We start from the raw sequence: 21,348 nt of genomic DNA, 5'->3' as shown, positions 1-21,348 counted from the left end.
CCCCCGAGGTCGCGGCGACGGACCGCGCGACGACCTTCTCGTCAGGTCGCGGCAGCGCGTCGACGACCTGGACGACGTCGAGGGTCACGAGACCGCAGCACACGAGCACGCACCCATCCTGCCGTGCCGGGGCCCGGGACCGCGCCGCCGTCCACGGTCCGGGGTGTCGCGCTGCGGTTGGATCACGACCAGTTCACAAGACGGTCACGATGTCGCGCGCGGTGTCCGGTTCGCACGCTTGGCCCCCTACTCTCGCAGCATGCGGACCACTCGCCCCCTCGCCGTCGTCGCGACGCTCCTGCTCGGCGGCGCTCTCCTGGCGGGCTGCACCGCGTCCTCGGGCGACATGGCGTCCCTCTCCGAGGACGACGGCGGCGCGGTCTCGGAGGTCGCGGAGGGCGGCGGCACGGACGCCGCCGAGGACGTGGCCTCGGGGATCGCCCCGGGCGACGAGGACGCCGTCGCCGCGGCGGAGCGGGAGATCGTCACCACGGGGTCGGTCACGGTCGTGGCCGACGACCCGGCGGTCGCGGCCGACGCGGTCGCCGACCTCGCGGAGAGCGCGGGCGGCCGGGTCGAGAGCCGGCGGCAGTCCGAGCCCGAGGGCGACGCGCGCGCGTCCGCGGAGCTGACGATCCGGGTGCCGTCGACGCAGACGACCGCCACCGTCGACGCCCTCGACCAGGTGGGTGAGGTGCGCGACCTCTCGATCGAGGCCGTCGACGTGACCGGGACCGCACGCGACCTCGACGCCCGGGTCGACGCCCTGACGACGTCCGTGGAACGGCTGCGCACGCTCATGGGCGACGCCGCCACGACCGCGGACCTGCTCGCCGCGGAGCAGGAGCTGACGACACGACAGGCCGAGCTCGAGTCGCTCCAGTCGCAGCGAGCGGCGCTCACGGACCAGGTCTCGATGTCGACCCTGCACGTCACCGTCGTGGAGGTCGTGCCGACCGAGCGGCTCGCCCCCGGCGGCTTCCTCGGGGGCCTGCAGAACGGCTGGAACGCCCTGCTCTCCACGCTCAACGGGCTCGTCGTCGTCCTCGGTGCACTGCTGCCGTGGCTCGTGGTCGCCGGGGTGGTGCTGCTCGTCGTGCGCTGGGTCCTGCGGCGGTTCCGGCGGCGAGCCCAGGACGGTGGCACGCCGTCGGCCGACGCCGACCGTCCGGGGCCCGACGACGGACCCGACGCCCCCGCCGCGAGCCGCGGGCCGCTCGTCGGGGCATCCACCCATGACTGACCCGACGATCGCCGAGACCCCGTCGACCGGGCGCGTCGCGCGCCTCTGGCACGAGCCGGACGACGGCGAGCCGCGACCGGTCGGGCACCTCGTGACGCGCGTGTGCACGCACTGGGACACCGTCGGGCCGTCCGCCTTCCCGCGGCACGTGAACCCCGAGCCGCGCGTCCAGTGGCGTGCCCACCTGGACGACGCCGACGCGGCCCTGACGGAGGACCTGTACAGCGACGACCCCGAGGCGCCGCCGCTCCCGCGCGAGGACGGCGGCGGCCTCGTCGTGCGGGGGCGCCGGCTGCGGGTCGAGTGGCTCGACGGCGAGGAGGCGGCCGCCGCCTGGGCGCAGCACGGGTGGTGACGGGCGACCGTGTCGGATCACGACCACCTGCCGGGACGACGACGGCCCGCACCCTCGAGGGGTGCGGGCCGTCGCCGCAGGGGTGGAGGTGCGGGGAATCGAACCCCGGTCCGGTGACGCCGATCGAGGACTTCTCCGGGCGCAGTCTGCTGTCGTTTTTCTCGGCCCCCGCACTCACGCAGACAAGATGCGGACGGGCTCAGTCACCTGAAAGTCCCCGCAGCCCCGATGACGAGGACTGCGAGCAGTGGCTCTCTAGATGACGCCAGGATCCGAGTCGAGAGCTAGCTCGGGCTGACGGACTTCGGGGCTCGCTCAGGCGGCGAGGGCGAAGTCGGTGCGCTTGTTATCGGCACCTGTGTTTTGCAGACATCGTTAACGAGATAAGCCTGCATCCTCGGCCCGCTTCTCCTCGAAGCACGACCACCGTCGAAACCGATCACCCCCTGTGGAGTTGTCAATCACTGCGCGGCGCCCGGGCGGACCCGGTCCTCGCTCAGCAGGACAAGCCTACGGGATGAACGTCGGTCGCCGCACCGATATTTCCGCACCTCCCGGACGTGGCCCGGCTCGCGACGCCGACGACTACTTCTTGCGGCTCAGGGCGTCCACGAGCAGACCGCCCGCGATCCCGAGGAGGAACACGTCCTTCGCGAGCCCGGTGCCCTGCTCGGTCGGGCGCACCCCGTCCTCGCGCGTCATGCCCGGGGTCTTCAGGTACATGCCCACGAGCCCCGCCGAGAAGACGCCCAGGCCCACGGCCACGAGCCCGGTCGGGACGAAGGGGGCGACGAGCGCCGCGCCGAGCGCGATCTCCGTGGTCGAGAGCGCCTTGGTGAACTGCTTCGGCTCGACGTCCCCGAGGAACGAGTACGTCCCCGCCGCCATGCCGTGGATCCCCTGCGCGGTCGCCTCGTCCGCGCCGCGCTTGTTCAGGCCGGAGTTGAGGATGTACGCGCCCGCTGCGAGGCGCGGGATGTACTGACGGAGCTTGACCATGGGGCCTCCTGGTTCGTGGTCGTCGTCTCGCCCTCGACCGTACGTCGAGGGCGACGAGGTCACCAGCGGGTGGGCCGTCGTCGGCCCGGAGAGCCCCCGGGGGTCAACGCAGCTCGCGCTGCCGCATGGCGCGCTGCGCCTCGCGGTTGTCCTGCTTCTCGCGCAGGGCCTGCCGCTTGTCGTACTCCTTCTTGCCGCGGGCGAGCGCGATCTCGACCTTCGCCCGCCCGTCGAGGAAGTACAGCGCGAGGGGCACGATCGTGTGGCCCTTCTCGCGCGTCTTGGACTCGAGCCGCAGGATCTCCTCCTTGTGCAGGAGCAGCTTGCGCTTGCGACGCGGGGCGTGGTTGTTCCACGTGCCCTCGGTGTACTCGGGGATGTGGACGTTCTCGAGCCAGGCCTCGCCCCGGTCGACGGCGACGTAGCCGTCGACGAGCGAGGCCCGCCCCATCCGCAACGCCTTGACCTCGGTGCCCGACAGGACTATCCCCGCCTCGTACACGTCCTCGATCACGTAGTCGTGACGTGCCTTGCGGTTGCTGGCGACGACCTTGCGGCCGGTGTCCTTCGCCATCCGTGTCCTACCGTCCTTCGCTGTCGTGTCGTCGCCCGCGGCGCCAGACCTCCGGTCCCGCGCCGCTCGGAGCCAGGTGCCGTCGTCGTGCCGGCGCACCAGCGTACGGGTGCCCGACCACGCCCGGTACCGATTATCCCCCGCGACCGGACGTCGCGGGTCAGACTGCGGCGCGCGACAGGGCCGTGCGCGAGCGGACGCGGGTCAGCCCAGGACCGACATCGGGTCGATGGTGGACCCGTTGACGTACACCTCGAAGTGGAGGTGGCACGCTCCCGAGAGCCCGGTGTTGCCGGAGTAGCCGATGACCTTGCCCTTCTCGACCTTCTGCCCGGAGGAGACCGCGAAACGCGTGAGGTGGTTGTAGCTCGTCATGAGGTTCTTGCCGCCGACCGTGCCGTGGTTGATCAGCACCTGGTTGCCGAAGCCGTTGCGCCACTGGGCGTGGACCACCGTGCCCGGGCCGGCCGCCATGATCGGGGTACCGCAGTAGGCACGCAGGTCGGTCCCGGCGTGCATGCGGTAGTACCCGAGGATCGGGTGCAGCCGCATCCCGTAGCTCGACGTCACGTGCGGCACCGCGGTCGGGTACGACAGGAAGCTCGAGATGCTGCCCCGGTCGCCCCCCGAAGAGGACCCACCGCCCCCTCCGCCGCCACCGCCACCGCCGCCTGACGACCCGCCGCCGCCGGACGACTGCTGCTGCTGCTGGCGCCGCGCCTCCTCCTCGGCGGCCTTGCGGTCGCGCTCCGCCTGCTCGGCGATGATCCCCTTGATCTCCTGCTGAAGAGACTGCTGGGCCGCCTCGTTCTCGGCGACCTTCGCCTCGGCGGCGGCCTTGCGCTCCTCGATCGTCGCCTTCTTCGCCTGCTGGTCGACGATGAGCTGCTCGACCTCGGCCTTGCGGTCCGCCGCGGCCTTGCGCGCCGCCTCCGCGGCGACGAGGTTCTCGTCCGCCTGCTTCTTCAGGTCGGCGACCGTCTCGCGCACCGCCTGCAGGCGCGCCTCACGGTTGCGCGCGACCGACTCCGCCTCGAGGAGGTCCTGGAGCGACCGGGACTGGCTGCGCGCCGCCGTCGACGAGACCGCGTACTCCTCGATGAACTCCTCGGTGCTCTCCGCGCCCGTGACGATGCCGAGGCTGGACACGTCGCCCTGACCGCGGTACGCCTGACGCGCCATCTCCGCGATGCTGGACTTCGCGTCGGCGACCTCGGTCGCGCCGCGCTCGATCTCGGCGCTGATCGCGGCCTCCTGCCCCAGGGCGTCCTCGAGCCGTTGGGCGAGCAGCTCCGCCTCGCGCTGGGTCCGCTCGACCTCGGCCTCGGCTGCGTCCAGCTCGGCCTGGGCGACCGGCAGCCGCGCCTCGATCGCCTGGAGGTCGACGACCGCCTGCGCGAGCTCGGCGTCCGTGTCCTCGAGCTCCGACTGGAGCTGCTCGCGGTTGCCGAGGATCTCGGACTGCCGCCGTTCTGCTGCTGCGCGGCGGTCGTCGATGTCGTCGGCGGAGGCCGACGCGACACCTCCCACGAGGAGCATCGTCGTGGCGATCAGGGCCGCGGTCGCGCGGCGGAGGTCCCGGGTCATCTCACACCCTCGTGTGCCGGTTGAGCGTGACGACCGAGGACACGGCCGCCAGCAGGAACGCGATGCCGACGAGGACGGGCGCGATGCGGAGCACGTCCGACTCGTCGACGTAGGCCACCCACGTCACCGACTGCGACAACCAGTCGGTGACGAGGTACTTCACCCCCACCCACAACCCGCCGACCGCGAGGAGCGCGCCCAGCACGGCCGCGATCGCCCCCTCGAGGAGGAACGGGAGCTGGATGAACAGGTTCGACGCCCCGACGAGCCGCATGATGCCGGTCTCCCGCCGCCGGCTCAGCGCCGACAGCCGGATCGTCGTCGTGATGAGCAGCACCGCGGCGAGGAGCATGACCGCGGCGAGCCCGGCGGCGAGGAGCGACGCTCGGTTGAGCGCGAGGAAGAGCGAGTCGAAGATGCGCCGCTGGTCCTCGACGACCTCGACGCCCGGGCGCCCGGTGACGACGTCGTTGACGACCTCGTAGTTCTCCGGGTTGGTGAGCTTGAGGCGGAAGGACGCCTGCATGTCGTCGACGGTGAGCTGCGTGCCGAGGTAGCCGTCCGGGTACCGCTCCTGGAACGCCGCGAACGCGTCGTCCTTGGACTCGAAGTACACGGTCTGGATCTCGTCGGCGAGCTCGGACTCGAACACGTCCTCGAGCGCGGCGATCTGGTCCGGGGTCGCCTCGCCCGCCGCGCACGTCGGCGACGGAGAGCCGGTCGGGCACAGGAAGACGGACACCTCGACCTTGTCGTACCAGTCGTCCTTGAGCTTGCCGATCTGCGCCTGGAGCAGCATGGACGCGCCGACGAACGTCAGGGACACGAACGTCACGAGCACGACCGAGACGGTCATCGAGACGTTGCGCCGCAGGCCCTGGCCGAGCTCCGCGAGGATGAACTGGAGTCGCACGCCGATCACTCCCCCGCCGTCGCCTCGACGTGGCGGCGCACCGAGCGTCGCGACGGCGGCTCGACCTGCTCCTCCTCGGCGGCCGGCCGGGCCGCGGCCGGTTGCGCTCGCGGGACGGCCGTCGTCGGCGACGACTCCGGTGCGGTGCCCGTCGTGGGGCCGGCCGTGCTGCCGGTCTCGGCGACCGAGGGGTTGCGGTCCGGGTCGGGGATGACCTGTCCCCGGGCCCCGTACGCGCCGTGCGCCTGGTCGCGCACGAGCGTGCCGGTGTCGAGCTCGATGACCCGGCGCCGCATCTGGTTGACGATCTCCTCGTCGTGCGTCGCCATGACGACGGTGGTCCCGGTGCGGTTGATGCGGTCGAGCAGGCGCATGATCCCGAGCGACGTGGTGGGGTCGAGGTTCCCGGTGGGCTCGTCGGCGAGCAGGATCGGCGGCCGGTTCACCATGGCGCGCGCGATGGCGACGCGCTGCTGCTCACCGCCGGAGAGCTCGTGCGGGCGACGCTTCTCCTTGCCGGCGAGGCCCACCATCTCGAGCGTCTCCGGCACCGTGATCGCGATGGTGTGGCGCGGCTTGCCGATCACCTGGAGCGCGAACGCGACGTTCTCGAACACCGTCTTGTTGGGCAGGAGGCGGAAGTCCTGGAAGACGACGCCGATCTGGCGCCGCAGCTTGGGCACGTTCCAGCTCGACAGCGACCCGAGGTCGCGGCCCGCGACGAAGACCTTCCCCCTGGTCGGGCGCTCCTCGCGCAGGACGAGGTGCAGGCATGTCGACTTGCCGGAGCCCGACGCGCCGACGAGGAAGACGAACTCGCCGCGGCGAACCTCCATCGACACGTCGTCGACGGCCGGCCTCGCGCCGCGCGCGTAGACCTTGGTGACGTTCTCGAAGCGGATCACAGCGGCACGTTCCTCGGGTCGGGGGTCGATCCGTGGACGAACGAGGTTCGTCGCACGATCCCGAGGGTAGGCACGCGTCTCCGGCCCGGCGGGGCGGACACGCCGCGCCCGGGCGCATCGACCCGTTGCTCGGATCAACCGCCCGGGTGGGCTCGCGCGGGGTCAGGCGTCCTGCTGCGCCCCACGGCGCCAGCGGATCCCGGCCTCGATGAAGTCGTCGATGTCGCCGTCGAACACCGCCGACGGGTTGCCGACCTCGTGCTCGGTGCGCAGGTCCTTGACCATCTGGTACGGCTGGAGCACGTAGGAGCGCATCTGGTCGCCCCAGCTCGCCTTGATGTCGCCCGCGAGCTCCTTCTTCTTCGCGTTCTCCTCCTCCTGGCGCACGAGCAGCAGGCGGGACTGGAGGACGCGCAGCGCGGCGGCGCGGTTCTGGATCTGCGACTTCTCGTTCTGCATCGACACGACGATGCCGGTGGGGATGTGCGTCATGCGCACCGCGGAGTCCGTCGTGTTGACGGACTGCCCGCCCGGGCCCGAGGAGCGGAAGACGTCGACCTTGATCTCCGACTCCGGGATCTCGATCGAGTCCGTCTGCTCGATGAGCGGGATGACCTCGACGGCCGCGAACGACGTCTGGCGCCGGCCCTGGTTGTCGAACGGCGAGATGCGCACGAGGCGGTGCGTGCCCGCCTCGACCGAGAGGTGGCCGAACGCGTAGGGCGCCTTCACCTCGAACGTGGCCGACTTGAGTCCCGCCTCCTCGGCGTACGACGTGTCGAGCACGGTGGTCGAGTAGCCGTGCCGCTCCGCCCAGCGCAGGTACATGCGCAGGAGCATCTCCGCGAAGTCGGCCGCGTCCACGCCACCCGCGCCCGCGCGGATCGTCACGACGGCCTCACGGGCGTCGTACTCGCCGGCGAGGAGCGTGCGGACCTCGAGCTGGTCGAGGTCCTTGCGGATCGCGCCGACCTCGGTCTCCGCCTCGACGAGGGTGTCCTCGTCCTCCATCTCCTGACCCATCTCGACCAGGGTCTCGACGTCGTCGATGCGCTGGCCGAGCTTCTTGACCCGCTCCAGCTCGGACTGCGCGGCGGAGAGCGCCGACGTCACCTTCTGCGCGGCGTCCGGGTCGTCCCACAGGTCGGGGGCCGATGCCTTCTCCGAGAGGTCCGCGATCTTCGCGCGCAGCACCTCCGGGTCGCTCACGCTCTCGATGGACTCGAGCGTGCTGCGCAGCGCCTTGATCTCGGTCGGAAAGTCGATGGTGGCCACGAGGTTCAAGGTTACGCGACACCGCGCGCGCTCCGCGCCGTCGGGCCGGGAGGCCCGTGCCCGACGGCGCGGCGGCGGTCAGCCCTTCGGCTCGCCCTTCGCGGCGGGCGACCCCGTGCCCGACGGCGCGGGCTCGCCCCCGGCCGCCTGCTGGCGTCCCTCGTCGCGCGCCCTGGCGAGCATGGCCTCCAGGCGCTGGCGACGGCGACGGCGGTCGTCGCGGACGCCGACGATGAGGACCACGACGATCGCGACGAGCAGGAGCTGCGGCCACGGGACGGCCCAGGTCGTCACGGTGACCTCCACCGGCTCGAGCGGTGCGTCGATCTCGTCGTCGTCCACCGTCGTCGGCGTCACGGTGATCGTCGAGCGGACCGGTCCCAGCGGCCACACGTTCGACGTCTCGACACGCGTGCGCTGGGAGCCGCCGGGCAGGACCTCGGGGATCGCCGCGGCCGCGCGGTCCGCCGACACCGCACCGAAGAAGCCGCTCGTCGTGACGCCACCCTCGGCGCCGAGACGCACGTTGCCGTCGTTCACCACGTCGTAGGAGACCGTCAGGTCGCCCGCCGCGAACGGGTTCCACGACGGCGCGTAGGACGCCTTGACGTTCTCGACGGCGAGGAGCGGCTGCACCTCTCCCGTGACCCGCGTCGAGACGCGGAAGCCGACGCGGCTCTCCACGCCGACGCTCGTCCCGCCCTCGCCCTCGTCGGTGCTCTTCACCGTCGCGGCGATGCCGGCGACGTGGTCGCCGGGCGTGGCGTTGTCCGGCACGGTCACGGTGAACGGCACGACGACCGTCGCGTCGGGCGCCACCTCGACCGAGTCCTGGACCTCGATCCAGGTCCCGGCACCCGTCGACTCCCGGTCGGACGGCAGCATGTTGAACCTGCCCTTGGGGTTGATGTACCCGTCCGCCGCCTGGATCGAGAACGTCACGGCGACGTCGCTGAAGTTCGACACGGCGAGGTTCTCGGACGCCGACGCCCCGGGGTCGAGGACCAGCTCGACGCGGGTGCGACCGTCCGGTCCGTCCGCGTCGGCGGGCTTGACCCCCCACGTGATGACGTCCTCGGTGTCGAGCGGCAGGGTGCCGCTGGTCGCGGCGCCCGCCGGCAGCGCGGGCACGAGGGCCGCGACGAGGACTGCGCCGGCCGCGGCGAACCAGCGAGTAGACCGGCGCGGCCGGTGGCTCAGGTGTGGTGCAGGGTTCACGCAGGTGCTCTCTCCGTACGACGGCGGGCCGCCCACCCGATCCGACCTGAAGCCGGACGAGTGGAGCGGCCCGCCGTGGACTGCTCGGTCGACGGTCGACCGTGGCCGACCGTCAGGTCACGAGGACCGGGTGTGCTCAGTCCTCGAAGAGGGAGAGCGTGATCGTCGAGGAGTAGGCGCCCGCGGCGACGTCCTCGGCGGTGCGGAGCGTGAGGCCCGCGTTCGCGGTCCAGGAGCCCTCCGGGTTGACCTCGGCCGAGTCGAAGGCCGACACGAGGAGGTCCTGCTCGGCAAGACCCTCGCCGCCCTCGAGCGCGGGGTCGACGCCCTCGCCCGCCTCGACGAGGCCGCTCTCGCTCTCGCTGACGAGCGACGGCGCCCAGCCGAGGTTCGACGCCGCGATCGTGCCGGCGTCGCCGGTGAAGTCCGAGGCGCTGCCCACGACGTACCAGTACGCGCCCTCGGCAACCTCGGTGCGCGTGTCGGTGACGGTGACGTTCGGCAGGGTGCCCGTGAACTCACGGGTGCCGTCGACGGTCGAGTCCTGCTCGGTGAGCGAGGTCGCGTTCGAGGCGACCGAGAGGGCGAGGTTGCCCGGCTCGACGTTCGACTCGATCTCGACCGAGACGTCGACACCCTGGTCGTCGCCCACCTGGTCTGCGGAGGCAGCGGACGCGAGGGCGACCGTGCCGATGAGCATCGCACCGAGGGCACCCCCGGCGACGAGCTTCTTCGTTGCTCGTGCGTTCATGTTGTAGCTCTCCATCGTTGGAGTTGTTGTCGGACCGGATCACCATAGCGGCGAACCTGGGGTTTTGACAGGTCCCAACCAGAAGTGGCCATCCAAAGTTAAGAAAGTAAACAAAGGCGCGGGAGCATGCTCACGCGTCGTTGCGAACCGTCCCTTCCTGGATGCTCGTCGTCGAACAGCAACAGGTGCTCACCACGCTCTGGCACGTGACTCTGCACGCACGATGATGCCATCACTCCACGCCTGGGTCACCCAGCCGATCATCGCGGGTCGCGCCCGCGCAGCCAGACCGACCGTCGCGGTGCGCCCGTCCGCGGTCGACGCCTCGGTCACGACGACGTCGTGCAAGCCGTCGAGCGCCTCAGGATTGCGCGCGAGGTAGTCCTGGACGTCCGACCGGATCGACGAATCCGTGAGGGTCAGGGCGCCGCTCTCGACCGGCGCGGTCGCGGCACCCGTGTAGAAGGACTCGGGCTCCATCGAGTCCGCTGCGGTGAGGGCGAGCGCGTCCGCGAGCTCGTACAGCCGCTTGCGCTCGAGGTGCACCTGCGTCGCGCTCACCACGACCGTGACCAGCAGCAGCGCGAACGCGACGAAGGCCGCGGTGAGGAGCATGATCCGACCGTCCTCCGACCCGTCCGACGGAGCACGCCGCGGCGACGAGTCGCGACTCGCACGCGTCACGGCCGCCTCGCTGCGTACTCGTCGACGGACGCGACGTGCTGCGCCTCGACCGGGACCGCGAGAGGCACCGCGGCACGGACGAACGACGGGACGAGCGGCAGCGGGACCTCGAACTTCACCCGGGCGACCACCTCGGCCCCGGGCTCGAGACAGGGCGTGGCGGAGCACGAGATCGTCAGCACGTCCCCGCCGGGCCGAAAGCCCTGGTCGTCGAGCGCGAGCCTGACGGCCGCCTCGGCGAGCCGCGCGCCGTCGTCCCCGGACGGCGCGGTGACGAAGGCCCGCGCAGCCTCCCGCGAGGCACCCTCGACCGCGAACGTGGCGGCCTGGAGCCGCCCGGCGGTCAGCACGAGGTAGACCACCGGCACCAGCAGCACGAGCGCCACGCCCAGGAACTCCACGACCGCGCTCCCCTGCTCCGCCCGCGGCCCGCCCCCGGTGAGCCGGACGAGCAGCACCCGCAGCCGACGGATCACGGCGCCTCCTCGAGCGCGTGCCCGTCGACGGTCACCACACCCGCAGGACCGAGAAGACCCACCACGGGGAGGGGCGCCGCGACCGTGACCTCGACGACCGGGAGGCCCTCGACGACGGTCTGCCGCGCCACGACGTCCTGCGCGTAACGCGGCGAGAGCGCGGCCGTGATCAGCTCGCGCGTCCGGACGGCCCCGTCCTGCGGGCCGCGGTCGGCACGGCCGGCGACCCGAGCGCCCTCGGCGGCACAGTCCACCAGCGTCGCCCGCACGTGGACGGCGAGCGCCACCTGGACGACACCGAGGAACAGCACGAGCACCAGAAGGGACACGAGGGTGAAGTCGACGACCGCTGATCCGCGCTCGTGGGCGTCGGACACCGTGCCGGAAGCGTCGCCGTGCGCCACCTCAGGGCGCACCCACGCTCGAGATCGCGTTGCTGAAGGCCTGGGTCAACGCCGGCCCTGCGACGGCCCACAACGCGATGACGAGGCCCGCCGTCATCAGGGTGATGAGCACCCACCCCGGGACGTCGCCCCGTTCCCGGTCTCCGCGCAGCAGGCGTCCGACCGCCTCGCGCCCTGCTCGCCGCGCACCCTGCGTCCTGCTACCCCACCCCTGCATGGTTCCCCCTGGTTCGTCCGTCGTCGGTCGTGTCGTTCTCAAGCTGTGCGGGTGCCGAGAGCACCCCGGGGAGCCCCCCGCTCAGAATCCGAGCCGCAGTGTGGCGAGCGACGGATACACGGCAAAGACCACCGTCACGGGAAGGATGAGGAAGACGACCGGGATCATCATCGCCACCTCCTTCTTGCCACCCGCCTCCATCAGTGCGCGGCGCCCGGACTCGCGCACGTCCTGCGCCTGGGCGCGCAGGACGTCGGCGAGCGGGGTCCCGCGCTCCACCGCGACGGCGACGCCCTCCGCGAAACGGGTCAGGCTCGGCAGACCCGTCCGATCGGCGAGCTGCTCGAGCGCCCGCGCGAGCGGCGTGCCGGCGCGCACGGACGCGAGCGTCGCGCGCAGCTCTTCCGAGAGCTCTCCGTGGGCCGTCGTGGCGACCCGTTCGAGCGCCGCGACCGGGCCCTCGCCGGCGTTCACCGCGAGGGCGAGCAGCTCGGCGACGGTCGGGAACTCCGCGAGCATGCGTTGCTCCCGGCGTCGTACCGCGCGGGTCAGGGCGTGGTCACAGACGAGGACCCCTCCCACCCCGCACAGCAGCGCGAGGAGCGCGAGCAGCACGACGGACGAGCCCCGCGTCGCGGCGAGGACGATCGCGAACGACGTACCCAGGGCGAGCCCGACGACGCCCCACACGAGCTGGCGTGCACGGAACTGCTCGACGGTCTGACGACGGCCCGCGCGCTCGATCCGACGGCGGACGTCGGAGGACGTGGAGCCGAGCCGCTCGAGCGCCCGGCCGGCGTCGGCGAGCACCGGCGCGACCAAGCGCTCGACCGTCGGGAACGGCGTCCAGGTCGGCTGGTCGCGCAGGAGCACCGACGTCGTGTCGTGGGTCCGCAGGTAGGGCGCGAGGCGCTCGTCGAGCCGGATCGCACGACCGCGGACACCGGCCGCGACGAGGAGCACCCCCACCCCACCGAGCGCTCCGATCGCGGCCCCCGTCAGTGAGACGTCCAGCACGTTCATCGGAGCACCCGCTCCTCCTCGGGCAGGCGCCCGATCCGCAGCATGAGCTGGTACGCCGCGGCGGAGCAGGCGGCTCCGACGCCGAGGACGAGCGCCCCGGTCAGCGAGTTGTAGGCCGCCGCCGTCTCGGGCCGCGACGCCAGGAATCCGAGCACCACCCAGGGGCCCGCGACGGCGAGCCGCGCGCCGTTCACCGTCCAGGACTGGCGCGCCTCGAGCTCCCCGCGGGTCCGCGCGTCCTCCCGCAGGAACGCCGACAGGGTGCGCAGGAGTCGCCCCAGGTCCGTCCCGCCCACGTCGCGCGTCAGGCGCAACGACTCCACGATGCGGTCGGCCACGGGGTCCGCGAGCCGGTCCTTGAGCCGGTCCAGACAGTCCCCGAAGCGCCCCGACGCGCGGTAGTCCACCGCGAACCGGGCGAACGGCTCCCGCAGCTCCGCCGGGCCGCGCTCGCCCAGCTGGCCCACGGCCTCGGGCAGCGACAGGCCCGCGCGGACCCCGGAGGCGAGGTGGTCCAGCACCTCGGGCCACACGTCGCGCAGCCGCGCCCTCCGGCGTCGGGCACGAGAGCGCACGAGGAGCACCGGCAGCGACGCGGCGATCGCCCCGAAGCACGCGGCGATCGTCACCGACCCCGCGAGCACCGTCGCGACGAGGAGGACCACGAGCCCCACGCCCGCGCTCGTCGCCACCAGAGCGCCTGGCGTCACGGAGGGCGCACCCGCCTGCACGAGGAGGTCCTGGGTGCGGGCCGCCCAGCCGTCCGCGCGGCGCTCCCGGGGCGGGCCCGGCGTCCAGAAGGACCACCAGACGCAGAACAGGCCGGCACCGAGCAGGAATCCCGCGACCACGCCCACGTCAGCTCGCCCCCGACCACGCCGGGCCTGCCGCGGTGTCCGCGACGAGCGCGCGCCCGGGGTGCAGCACGGCAGCCAGGTCGATCCCCGCACGCGCGAACCGGTCCGCGCCGGGCGGGAACCCGTCCGCCCGCACCAGGCGGTCCCCGTTCCGGACGAAGATCTCCGCGGCCTCCACCACGCCCTGCTCGACCCGCCCCGTGACCCCCAGGACCTCGCGCACCACCCTCCGCCCGTCGACGTCGACGCCGAGGTGGACGACGAGGTCGATCGCGGACGCCACGGTGGGCACCACGAAGCGGTCGGAGACGTTCTCGCCGGCGAGCAGCGGCAGGGTGCACATCTTGGTGATCGCCTCGCGAGCCGAGTTCGCGTGCAGGGTGCACATCCCGGGGACGCCTGCGTTGAGGGCCACGAGGAGGTCGAAGCTCTCCGCCTCACGGACCTCCCCGATGACGATGCGGTCCGGCCGCATGCGCAGCGCCTCCTTGACGAGGCGCCGCAACGGGATCTCGCCGGTACCCTCGAGGCTCGGCTGGCGGCACTGCATGGACACGACGTCCCGCACGGCGAACCGGAGCTCGAACACCTCCTCGCACGTGACGACGCGCTGCGTGGGCGGGACCGAGCCCGCGAGGGCGTTGAGCATCGTCGTCTTGCCCGCCTGGGTCGCGCCCGCGACGAGGATGTTCAGCCCGGCGCGGACCGAGGCGTCGAGGAACGCCGCCGCCTGCGGGGTGAGCGAGCCGAGCCGCACGAGGTCGTCGAGGTGCGACGCACGGACCACGTGCTTGCGGATGTTGACCGCCCACGCGGTGCGCGTGACGTCGGGGATCACCACGTGGAGCCGCTCGCCGCCGGGCAGCGAGGCGTCGACGAACGGGCTCGACAGGTCCAGCCGACGTCCGGACGAGCGCAGCATCTGTTCGACGAGGTCGCGCACCTGCTCCGCGGTGAGGATCGTCGTCGTGAGCTCGGACCGGCCGCCCCGCGCGACGAACACCTGCGAGGGGGCGTTGATCCAGACCTCCTCGATCTCCGGGTCGTCGAGGTACGGCTGGAGCGGTCCGAGTCCGGCGACGGAGTCCACGACCGCCCGGCTCGCCGCCGCCGGGTCGGCGAGCGGTGCGACCGCCCCGAGGGCGCTGCGAGTCTCGTAGTCGGCGACCGCCTCACGCACGAGCTGGTCGACGGCCGCCCGGTCGCGCACGGGGTCCACCTCGCGCCGCCGGACGAGCTCGCGCACCTCGCCCTCGAGCACGCCGACGGCGTGCGTGTCCGTAGACATGTCGAGCATTCCCCCTGCTCTGCTGGCCGGCTGCCCCGCCGGACCGGAAAGACCTGACCGAGAGAGTAGGGCATCCGCGCGTCTCGCGGCAGGGCCCTGTGGACGACGGCGCCGCGCACCCGCGGATCGCGGCGCTCGCCGGGCGGGAACCCGACCGCGGCGTCCCACATCGTGGGCGTGGGCGCGACTAGGGTCGGTGTCCATGACGGCCACGAACGACCTCCCGCCCGGCCGATGGCAGGCCGCCGCCCGCGCTACCGGCCTCCTCGGAGCGGACGGCGCGGTGGCGGCGACGGTCTTCGCCGAGATGACCGCCCTCGCGCACCGCACGGGGGCGATCAACCTGGGGCAGGGCTTCCCGGACGTCGACGGACCGGCGACCGTCAAGCACGCGGCGGTCCGCGCGATCGAGGAGGGCCACAACCAGTACCCGCCGGGTCCGGGCATCCTCGAGCTGCGCAACGCGATCGCGAGCCACCAGTACCGGCACTACGGGCTGGACCCCGACCCGGAGACCGAGGTCCTGGTGACCACGGGCGCGACGGAGGCCCTCGCCGCGACGATCCTCGCGCTGGCCGGACCGGGGGACGACGTCGTCACGCTCGAGCCGTTCTACGACTCCCACGCCGCGTGCATCGCGCTCGCGGGGGCGAACCACGTGACCGTCCCCCTCGTGCCCGGCCCGGACCGCTTCCGCCTCGACCTCGACGCCCTGCGCGCGGCCGTCACCGACCGCACGCGCCTCGTCCTGGTGAACTCGCCCCACAACCCGACGGGCACGGTGCTCGACCTCGACGAGCTCGACGCGATCGCGGCCGTCGCGCGCCGCCACGACGTGGTCGTCGTCACGGACGAGGTCTACGAGCACCTGACGTTCGACGACGCCCGGCACGTGCCGATCGCGACCCTCCCCGGGATGCGGCAGCGCACGATCACGATCTCCTCGGCCGGCAAGACGTTCTCGTTCACCGGCTGGAAGATCGGCTGGCTCCACGGCCCGGAGCCGCTCGTCACCGCGGTGCGCACCGTCAAGCAGTTCCTCACCTACACGTCGGGCGCGCCGTTCCAGCCCGCGATCGCCGACGCGCTGTCCGACGACGAGACCCCGCGCGCGCTGGCCGACTCGCTCGCCGCGCGCCGCGACCTGTTGTGCGAGGGTCTGGTCCGGGCCGGGTTCGACGTCGTCGTGCCGCAGGGCACGTACTTCGTCATCGCCGACGGCGCCCCGCTCGGCTTCGAGGACGGCACCGCCCTGTGCCGCGAGCTGCCCTCCCTCGCGGGCGTCGTCGGCGTCCCCGTGAGCGCGTTCTGCACGCCGGGGTCGACGACGGCCCGCGCGCTGGCCTCTCGCGTGCGGTTCACGTTCGTCAAGCGCGAGGACGTGCTGCACGAGGCCGTCGGCCGACTGGCCCGTCTGGCCACGACGCGGCCGTGAACGGCCGCTGACCTGAACCGCTCCTGACCGCCGCCGGCGACAGCGAGCGCGGATCAGCCGCAGACGCCGGGCTGGAGCTCCTCCTCGACCGGGGCCTCGGGCGTCGTGCCCGGGTCGGTCGTGCCAGGATCCGTCGTACCCGGGTCGGTCGTCCCGGGGTCCGTCGTGCCCGGGTCCGCCCCGGTCGCCGGGTCGGTCGTGCCGTCCGCGGGCGCCGTCGCGTCGTCGCGCGGGTCGACTGGCTCGTGGCCCGGCGCGGGCGCGTCGTCGATGAGCCGCTGCCAGATCGCGTCCGCCTCCGACGTCCACTCGACGCGGTTGCGGTCGCTCGCCGCCTCGACGACGGGCACCTGGGTAAAGACGACCTCCGAGGGCTTGATCGCACGAAGGCTGAACGCGAGGCCCGCGAGCGCCGTCGGGTCGGCGATCGTGGGGTCGGCGCTGATCGAGCCGAGCACGGCCTCGATGACGCCGTAGAGCTGGGGCGAGTTGGTGATGATGTTCTGGGACAGCAGCTCGCGCACGGCCGAGTCGATGAACGCCTGCTGGCGCGTGATGCGCGTGAGGTCGGACCCCATCTCGAGGCCCATGCCCGTGCCGTGCCGGGCACGCAGGAACCCGATGGCCTCGTGGCCGGTGAGCGTGTGCTGGCCCGCCGGGAGGTTCAGCGTGCCGTAGTCCGGGTCCTCGACGACGGGCTCCGGGAAGCACATGGTCACGCCGTCGATCGCGTCGACCACGCCGATGACCCCGGTCATCTTGACGACGACGTGGTTGGTGATGGGCACACCCGTGAGGCTGTAGACGGACGAGATCGTGCAGCCGGCGGCGGCGTCCATGTCGTCGACGCCGCCCGAGCCGATCTGGAACGCCTCGTTGAACATCACGTTGCGCCGGGGCGAGGACATGGAGCCGTCCGGGAGCTTGCACTCCGGCAGGTCGACCAGCGAGTCGCGCGGGATCGAGACGACCTCCATGCGTGTGCGGTCACCGGACACGTGCACGATGAACGTGGTGTCCGACCGCATGCCCTCCTCCTTGCCGGCGATCGCCTCGTTCGCGGCGTCGCGGTAGTCGGTGCCCATGACGAGGATGTTGAGCGCCTTGCCCGCGAACGGGTCGGACGGGTCCTTCGGTGGTTCCTCGGTCGGCATGCCGACGACGTAGTCCGTCGCATCACTCACGGTGATCTTCGACTTGAGGTCGAGGTACACCGCGCCGGCGCCCACCGCGACGAAGACGAGGGCCCCGGTGAGGACGAGCCCGACCGCCCGCGCGACGCGGTGCGAGCGCAGCGCACGCGCGTGGTGCGGGCCGCCGGAGGGCTTGTCCTCCCCGCCCTTCCGGGAGTGCGTCGTCTGCGGCGCTCGGGGCCGCGAGCGCGGGGACGACGAGGCGGGGGCGGTCGTTGGCACGGTCTGAGGGTAAAGGGTGCGGCGTGGATGCGTGCGCTGAACCAGCAGGAGGACGTGTGAAAGGGCGGCGAAGGACGGACCTGCGGGGGCGTCAGCGGTCGTGCACGGCAGCGACCCCGAGGTCCGGCTGGTCGGTGAAGAACCCGTCCATGCCCGCGTCGAGGAAGACGCGGACCTCGCCAGCGAGGTCGCCGTACGCGGCCGGGTCGGCGCTCGAGCGGTGCTCCGCGGGCAGGAACTGGTTCTCCGCGCGGAAGGTCCACCCGTGGACCTCCAGACCCGCGCGGTGCGCGTCACGGATGACCGACGTCGGCGTGCCGAGCGTCCCGTCGGCGCGACGCGGGATCATGACGTTCTTCTCGAGCCCGACCCCGTCGGCGTACCGCGCGATCTCCCGCAGGCCGGTGCGCGTGACGAGGTCGGCGTACGTGCGCGGGTCGCCTGCGGCGACGAGGTCGTAGGGGGCGCCGGAGCTGCTGACGAGCTGCGCGAGGTCGACCTTCGTCAGGCGGTCGAGCTCGCGCAGGTTGCCCGTCTCGAACGACTGCACGGTGACGGGCGCCTTGCGTGAGTCGAGCCCGGCGTCGCGCAGCGCGGCGACGAGCGGCTCCTCGAGCGACAGCCCGACCGAGTCGAAGTAGGTCGGGTGCTTGGTCTCGGGGTACACCCCGACCTGCTTCCCGTCGCACGTCTCGGAGTGCCGGGCGAGGTCGAGGACCTCGGCGAGGGTCGGGACCGGGTAGAGGCCGTCGAACGCCGTGCTCTGCGGGCGGACGGCCGGGATCCGCTCCTTCGCGCGCAGGGTGCGCAGCTCGGCAAGCGTGAAGTCCTCCGTGAACCACCCGGTGACGGTTGTGCCGTCGATCGTCTTCGTCGTGCGGCGGTCGGCGAACTCCGGGTGCTGCGCGACGTTCGTCGTGCCCCCGATCTCGTTCTCGTGCCGGGCGACGAGCACGCCGTCCTGGGTGGCGACGACGTCGGGCTCGATGAAGTCGGCACACTGGAGGATCGCCTGCTCGTACGCGGCGAGCGTGTGCTCGGGGCGGTAGCCGCTCGCGCCGCGGTGCCCGACGACGGTCACGTCGTCGGTCGCGACGCGCTCGCGCCGCAGGTCGACGAGGACCATCTCGGTGTCGTCGGGGGTGCCGGGCACGCGCGCGTCGTTGCCCGGGTAGTTGTTGTCGTTCGCGAGCAGCAGACGGCCGTCGCGGAGCTGGACGACGGTCTCGAACGACTGCACGGGCAGCGAGAACGGGTCGCCGGTGCCGTAGCCGTCGCCCGCGCCGAGGCCATGAGGGTTCGCGATCTTCAGCGCGTCGAGCACGAGCTCCTTCTCAAGGTGCCCCGACCGGTCGCTCTCGCTCAGGTCGACCCGGTACACGCGCTTGGTCACGGACTGCTCGCCGTCGAAGTCGTCGCGCTCGACGAGCAGGAGCTCGTCGCCGCGGACCAGGAACGCGTCGCCCACGACGTTGGCGTCGGTGTCCACGCGGTAGGTCCAGGTGCGGTCGGTGTACCGGCCCGCGCGCGTGTCGAACTGGCGCACGACGCGGTCGCGCGGGTCGTCGCCGACGAGAGCGCCCTCGAGCACCGGGTACAGGTAGCGGCCGTCGCGCGACCCCGCGAGCGCCTCGAACCCGCGGCTCGACCCGACGCGCGGCGTCTCGCCCGGCGCGAGGTAGGGGTTGGCGGGCGACTTCCCGTCGGGGAACGGCACGGGCGGGGCGAGGAGCGCGCCCGTCGCGTCGACGTGCAGCAGGAAGGGCCCGAACTCCTCCCCGATCCAGAAGGTGCCGTCCTTCGCGCGCACGACGGACTCGATGTCGAAGTCGGCGCCCGTGAGGAGCCGCTCGTCGGTGTCCTCGTGGACGATCGGGAAGTCGACGTGGTGGTCCGGGTCGCGCAGCGAGAGGTGCTCGCCCACCTCGATCTCGCCGGCGCCGCCGCGCGCCGTCTCCCAGCGGGGCGTGACGCGGTAGAGGCGCAGGAGGAAGTCGGCCGAGTTGCCCTTCGCGCCGAACCCGTTGTCCGGCTGAGCCCAGAACGTCCCGTCGCCGTTGTCGATCATGGCCGAGAAACCCGGGATCACCTGGCCGTCGAACGGCCCCTGACGGCCGTTGGTGGGGGTCGCGAGCGCGCCGGACGGCGGCCCGTCCTCCAGGTGGTCGGCGGACAGCGTCGCGCGGGCGACGAGCGTGGGGACGACGGCGGTCGTGCGGCCGGGGCCGGCCCCCTCGCCGGGGCGGGCGGCGAGGCCGCTCGGTGCGGCGGCGAGCGCCGTCGCGGAGGGCGTCAGCGCGACGGCGACGGCGGCGGTGAGCGCGGCGGCGACCTTGAGCACGGCTGTGGGTCTCATGGGAACCAGCCAAGCGCCGCCCGGCGACGCGGGGGTTGCGGGCGGGCGACGGGTGGTCGACGAGCGCGTGGCGCGCCGGTGACCGTCAGACCGGCGTGTGCCAGCCGCCCCGACGGAACGCGGGCGTCGCGAGGGCGAGCACGAGGAGCGACGCGACGACCGCGCCGAGCATGACGGTCGCCATCGCGACGGCGTCGCCCCCGAGCACGCCGACGAGCGGGCTCACGAGCCCGGCGACCCCGGACTGGAACGCCCCGATGACGGCCGCGGCGGTGCCTGCGATCTCGCCGTGGCGGGTGAGCGCGAGCGCCGACGCGTTCGCCGGGATCATGCCCTGCATCGACAGGACGAGGAACAGTGCGGCGACGATGCCGACGATGCCGCCCGCGCCGGTCAGGGCGACCACGAGCAACCCCACCGTGAACACTCCTTGCACGACGAGCGCGACACGCAGCAGGCGCATGGGCGCCACGCGACGCACGAGCGCGGCGTTCGCCTGCGCGGAGAGCACGAGGCCGACGCCGTTGACCGCGAACAGCAGCGCGAACTGGCCGTGGCTGAGCCCGTACCCCTCCTGGAGCACGAACGGCGAGCCGACGACGTAGCTCATGAGCACGGCCTGGCCGAGCCCGGGCAGGACGGCGAGCGCGACGAAGTGGCGGTCGCGCAGGAGGCTCGCGTAGCCGCGCAGGACGGTGCGCGCCCCGGCGGGGCGCCGCCGCTCGACCGGGAGCGACTCCGGCATCCAGAGCAGGACGACGGCGGCGAGCGCGAGCCCGGCGGCCGCGAGCACCCAGAACACCGCGTGCCACGAGGCGTGCGCGCCGATGAACGACCCCAGCGACGGCGCGAGGAGGGGCGCGAGCCCGATGACGAGCATGAGCCGCGAGAGGATGCGCGCGGCGTCGGAGCCGGTGAAGCGGTCGCGGATGGCGGCGATCGCGACGACGGACGCGGAGGCGTTGAAGAAGCCCTGGAGTACGCGCAGCCCGATGAGGATCCCGATGTTGGGTGCCATCGCGCACAGGATCGAGGTCACGACGTGCAGCGACAGGCCGACGAGGACGGGCAGGCGGCGACCGTACCGGTCGGAGAGGGGACCGATGACGAGCTGCCCGACGGCCCCGCCGACCAGCATGGCGGAGAGCGTGAGCTGCGCGAGGGAGTCCGGGGCGCCGAGGTCGGCGCCGACCTCGGGCAGCAGCGGGAGGTACATGTCGACCGTGAGCGCGGGGAGCGTGGCGAGCGCGCCGAGGAGCAGCACCCAGCGGGCGGACGATCTCGGTCGGGGCACGGCGGGGTCGACCGAGGAAGAGGGCATGGCGTCCATCGTATCGATTCGATCGTGCGGGACGCGGCGCTCCGGGCGTGAG

At 72.7% G+C, this 21,348-nt stretch carries 21 protein-coding genes and 1 other RNA gene; 3 read left to right on the top strand and 19 right to left on the bottom strand.

Annotation, left to right across the window (positions count from 1 at the left end):
- The first annotated feature begins 259 nt into the window (after positions 1-259).
- Positions 260-1,243 carry a DUF4349 domain-containing protein gene (locus FB00_RS16765; RefSeq protein ID WP_052877739.1) on the top strand — a complete coding sequence of 328 codons (984 nt, stop codon included), beginning with the start codon at positions 260-262 and terminating at the stop codon, positions 1,241-1,243.
- Complete coding sequence (locus FB00_RS16760; RefSeq protein WP_047234047.1) at positions 1,236-1,598, top strand: hypothetical protein; 363 nt, start codon at positions 1,236-1,238, stop codon at positions 1,596-1,598. Before FB00_RS16765 ends, FB00_RS16760 begins: the two co-directional genes overlap by 8 nt.
- Positions 1,599-1,678: 80 nt before the next feature.
- Here FB00_RS16760 and ssrA read toward each other — a convergent pair.
- From ssrA to FB00_RS16685, 16 genes are all read right to left on the bottom strand, one after another.
- Positions 1,679-2,045: a transfer-messenger RNA gene (gene ssrA, locus FB00_RS21770) on the bottom strand.
- A 138-nt stretch (positions 2,046-2,183) separates the two neighbouring features.
- On the bottom strand, positions 2,184-2,597 hold the full coding sequence (locus tag FB00_RS16755; RefSeq protein WP_047234046.1) for a hypothetical protein: 414 nt from the start codon (positions 2,595-2,597) through the stop codon (positions 2,184-2,186).
- A 103-nt stretch (positions 2,598-2,700) separates the two neighbouring features.
- Positions 2,701-3,171: an SsrA-binding protein SmpB gene (gene smpB, locus FB00_RS16750; RefSeq protein ID WP_047234045.1), complete on the bottom strand. Its 471-nt coding sequence runs from the start codon at positions 3,169-3,171 to the stop codon at positions 2,701-2,703.
- Between the two features lie 204 nt (positions 3,172-3,375).
- Entirely contained in the window at positions 3,376-4,758 is a 1,383-nt protein-coding gene (locus tag FB00_RS23030) for a M23 family metallopeptidase (protein ID WP_047234044.1), read from the bottom strand.
- Position 4,759: 1 nt separating this feature from the next.
- Complete coding sequence (gene ftsX, locus FB00_RS16740) at positions 4,760-5,671, bottom strand: permease-like cell division protein FtsX (protein ID WP_047234060.1); 912 nt, start codon at positions 5,669-5,671, stop codon at positions 4,760-4,762.
- A 5-nt stretch (positions 5,672-5,676) separates the two neighbouring features.
- Complete coding sequence (ftsE, locus tag FB00_RS16735; RefSeq protein ID WP_082141429.1) at positions 5,677-6,576, bottom strand: cell division ATP-binding protein FtsE; 900 nt, start codon at positions 6,574-6,576, stop codon at positions 5,677-5,679.
- Positions 6,577-6,738: 162 nt separating this feature from the next.
- Positions 6,739-7,851 (bottom strand): peptide chain release factor 2, encoded by a 1,113-nt coding sequence (prfB, locus tag FB00_RS16730; RefSeq protein ID WP_047234043.1) that lies wholly within the window; start codon positions 7,849-7,851, stop codon positions 6,739-6,741.
- A gap of 78 nt (positions 7,852-7,929) precedes the next feature.
- Positions 7,930-9,069: a DUF916 domain-containing protein gene (locus FB00_RS16725; protein ID WP_197088839.1), complete on the bottom strand. Its 1,140-nt coding sequence runs from the start codon at positions 9,067-9,069 to the stop codon at positions 7,930-7,932.
- Positions 9,070-9,205: 136 nt separating this feature from the next.
- Positions 9,206-9,820 carry a hypothetical protein gene (locus FB00_RS16720; RefSeq protein WP_047234057.1) on the bottom strand — a complete coding sequence of 205 codons (615 nt, stop codon included), beginning with the start codon at positions 9,818-9,820 and terminating at the stop codon, positions 9,206-9,208.
- Between the two features lie 189 nt (positions 9,821-10,009).
- The gene (locus tag FB00_RS16715) at positions 10,010-10,435 is read right to left on the bottom strand and encodes a hypothetical protein (RefSeq protein ID WP_047234056.1); all 426 of its coding nucleotides are present in this window, start codon (positions 10,433-10,435) and stop codon (positions 10,010-10,012) included.
- 65 nt (positions 10,436-10,500) lie between these two features.
- Positions 10,501-10,980, bottom strand: a complete 480-nt coding sequence (locus FB00_RS16710) for a pilus assembly protein (RefSeq protein ID WP_313664144.1) — start codon at positions 10,978-10,980, stop codon at positions 10,501-10,503.
- Positions 10,977-11,357 (bottom strand): TadE/TadG family type IV pilus assembly protein, encoded by a 381-nt coding sequence (locus FB00_RS16705; protein WP_082141431.1) that lies wholly within the window; start codon positions 11,355-11,357, stop codon positions 10,977-10,979. The genes FB00_RS16710 and FB00_RS16705 overlap by 4 nt, the downstream gene beginning before the upstream one ends.
- A gap of 28 nt (positions 11,358-11,385) precedes the next feature.
- A complete protein-coding gene (locus tag FB00_RS22875; protein ID WP_047234041.1) occupies positions 11,386-11,601 on the bottom strand; it encodes a hypothetical protein in 216 nt (71 codons plus the stop codon).
- Between the two features lie 81 nt (positions 11,602-11,682).
- On the bottom strand, positions 11,683-12,624 hold the full coding sequence (locus FB00_RS16695; RefSeq protein ID WP_047234040.1) for a type II secretion system F family protein: 942 nt from the start codon (positions 12,622-12,624) through the stop codon (positions 11,683-11,685).
- Positions 12,621-13,481 carry a type II secretion system F family protein gene (locus tag FB00_RS16690; protein ID WP_047234039.1) on the bottom strand — a complete coding sequence of 287 codons (861 nt, stop codon included), beginning with the start codon at positions 13,479-13,481 and terminating at the stop codon, positions 12,621-12,623. Before FB00_RS16690 ends, FB00_RS16695 begins: the two co-directional genes overlap by 4 nt.
- Position 13,482: 1 nt before the next feature.
- On the bottom strand, positions 13,483-14,769 hold the full coding sequence (locus tag FB00_RS16685; protein WP_156186436.1) for a CpaF family protein: 1,287 nt from the start codon (positions 14,767-14,769) through the stop codon (positions 13,483-13,485).
- A gap of 202 nt (positions 14,770-14,971) precedes the next feature.
- Between FB00_RS16685 and FB00_RS16680 the strand changes: the two genes are divergently transcribed.
- Positions 14,972-16,204: a pyridoxal phosphate-dependent aminotransferase gene (locus FB00_RS16680; protein WP_047234037.1), complete on the top strand. Its 1,233-nt coding sequence runs from the start codon at positions 14,972-14,974 to the stop codon at positions 16,202-16,204.
- Positions 16,205-16,257: 53 nt separating this feature from the next.
- Here the strand turns inward: FB00_RS16680 and FB00_RS16675 are convergent, their stop codons facing one another.
- The 3 genes from FB00_RS16675 to FB00_RS16665 all read right to left on the bottom strand — a co-directional run bounded on the left by FB00_RS16675 (position 16,258) and on the right by FB00_RS16665 (position 21,296).
- Positions 16,258-17,619 (bottom strand): LCP family protein, encoded by a 1,362-nt coding sequence (locus FB00_RS16675; protein WP_082141428.1) that lies wholly within the window; start codon positions 17,617-17,619, stop codon positions 16,258-16,260.
- A gap of 91 nt (positions 17,620-17,710) precedes the next feature.
- Positions 17,711-19,975, bottom strand: coding sequence for an esterase-like activity of phytase family protein (locus tag FB00_RS16670; protein ID WP_047234036.1), 2,265 nt, complete (start codon positions 19,973-19,975; stop codon positions 17,711-17,713).
- Positions 19,976-20,060: 85 nt separating this feature from the next.
- Positions 20,061-21,296 (bottom strand): multidrug effflux MFS transporter, encoded by a 1,236-nt coding sequence (locus FB00_RS16665; protein WP_047234053.1) that lies wholly within the window; start codon positions 21,294-21,296, stop codon positions 20,061-20,063.
- Positions 21,297-21,348 lie beyond the last annotated feature (52 nt).

This window comes from Cellulosimicrobium funkei (assembly GCF_001019615.1).
Classification (GTDB): domain Bacteria; phylum Actinomycetota; class Actinomycetes; order Actinomycetales; family Cellulomonadaceae; genus Cellulosimicrobium; species Cellulosimicrobium cellulans_E.
The sequence above is the reverse complement of the archived record's forward strand: the minus strand, read 5'-3'. Positions and strand labels throughout refer to the sequence as shown.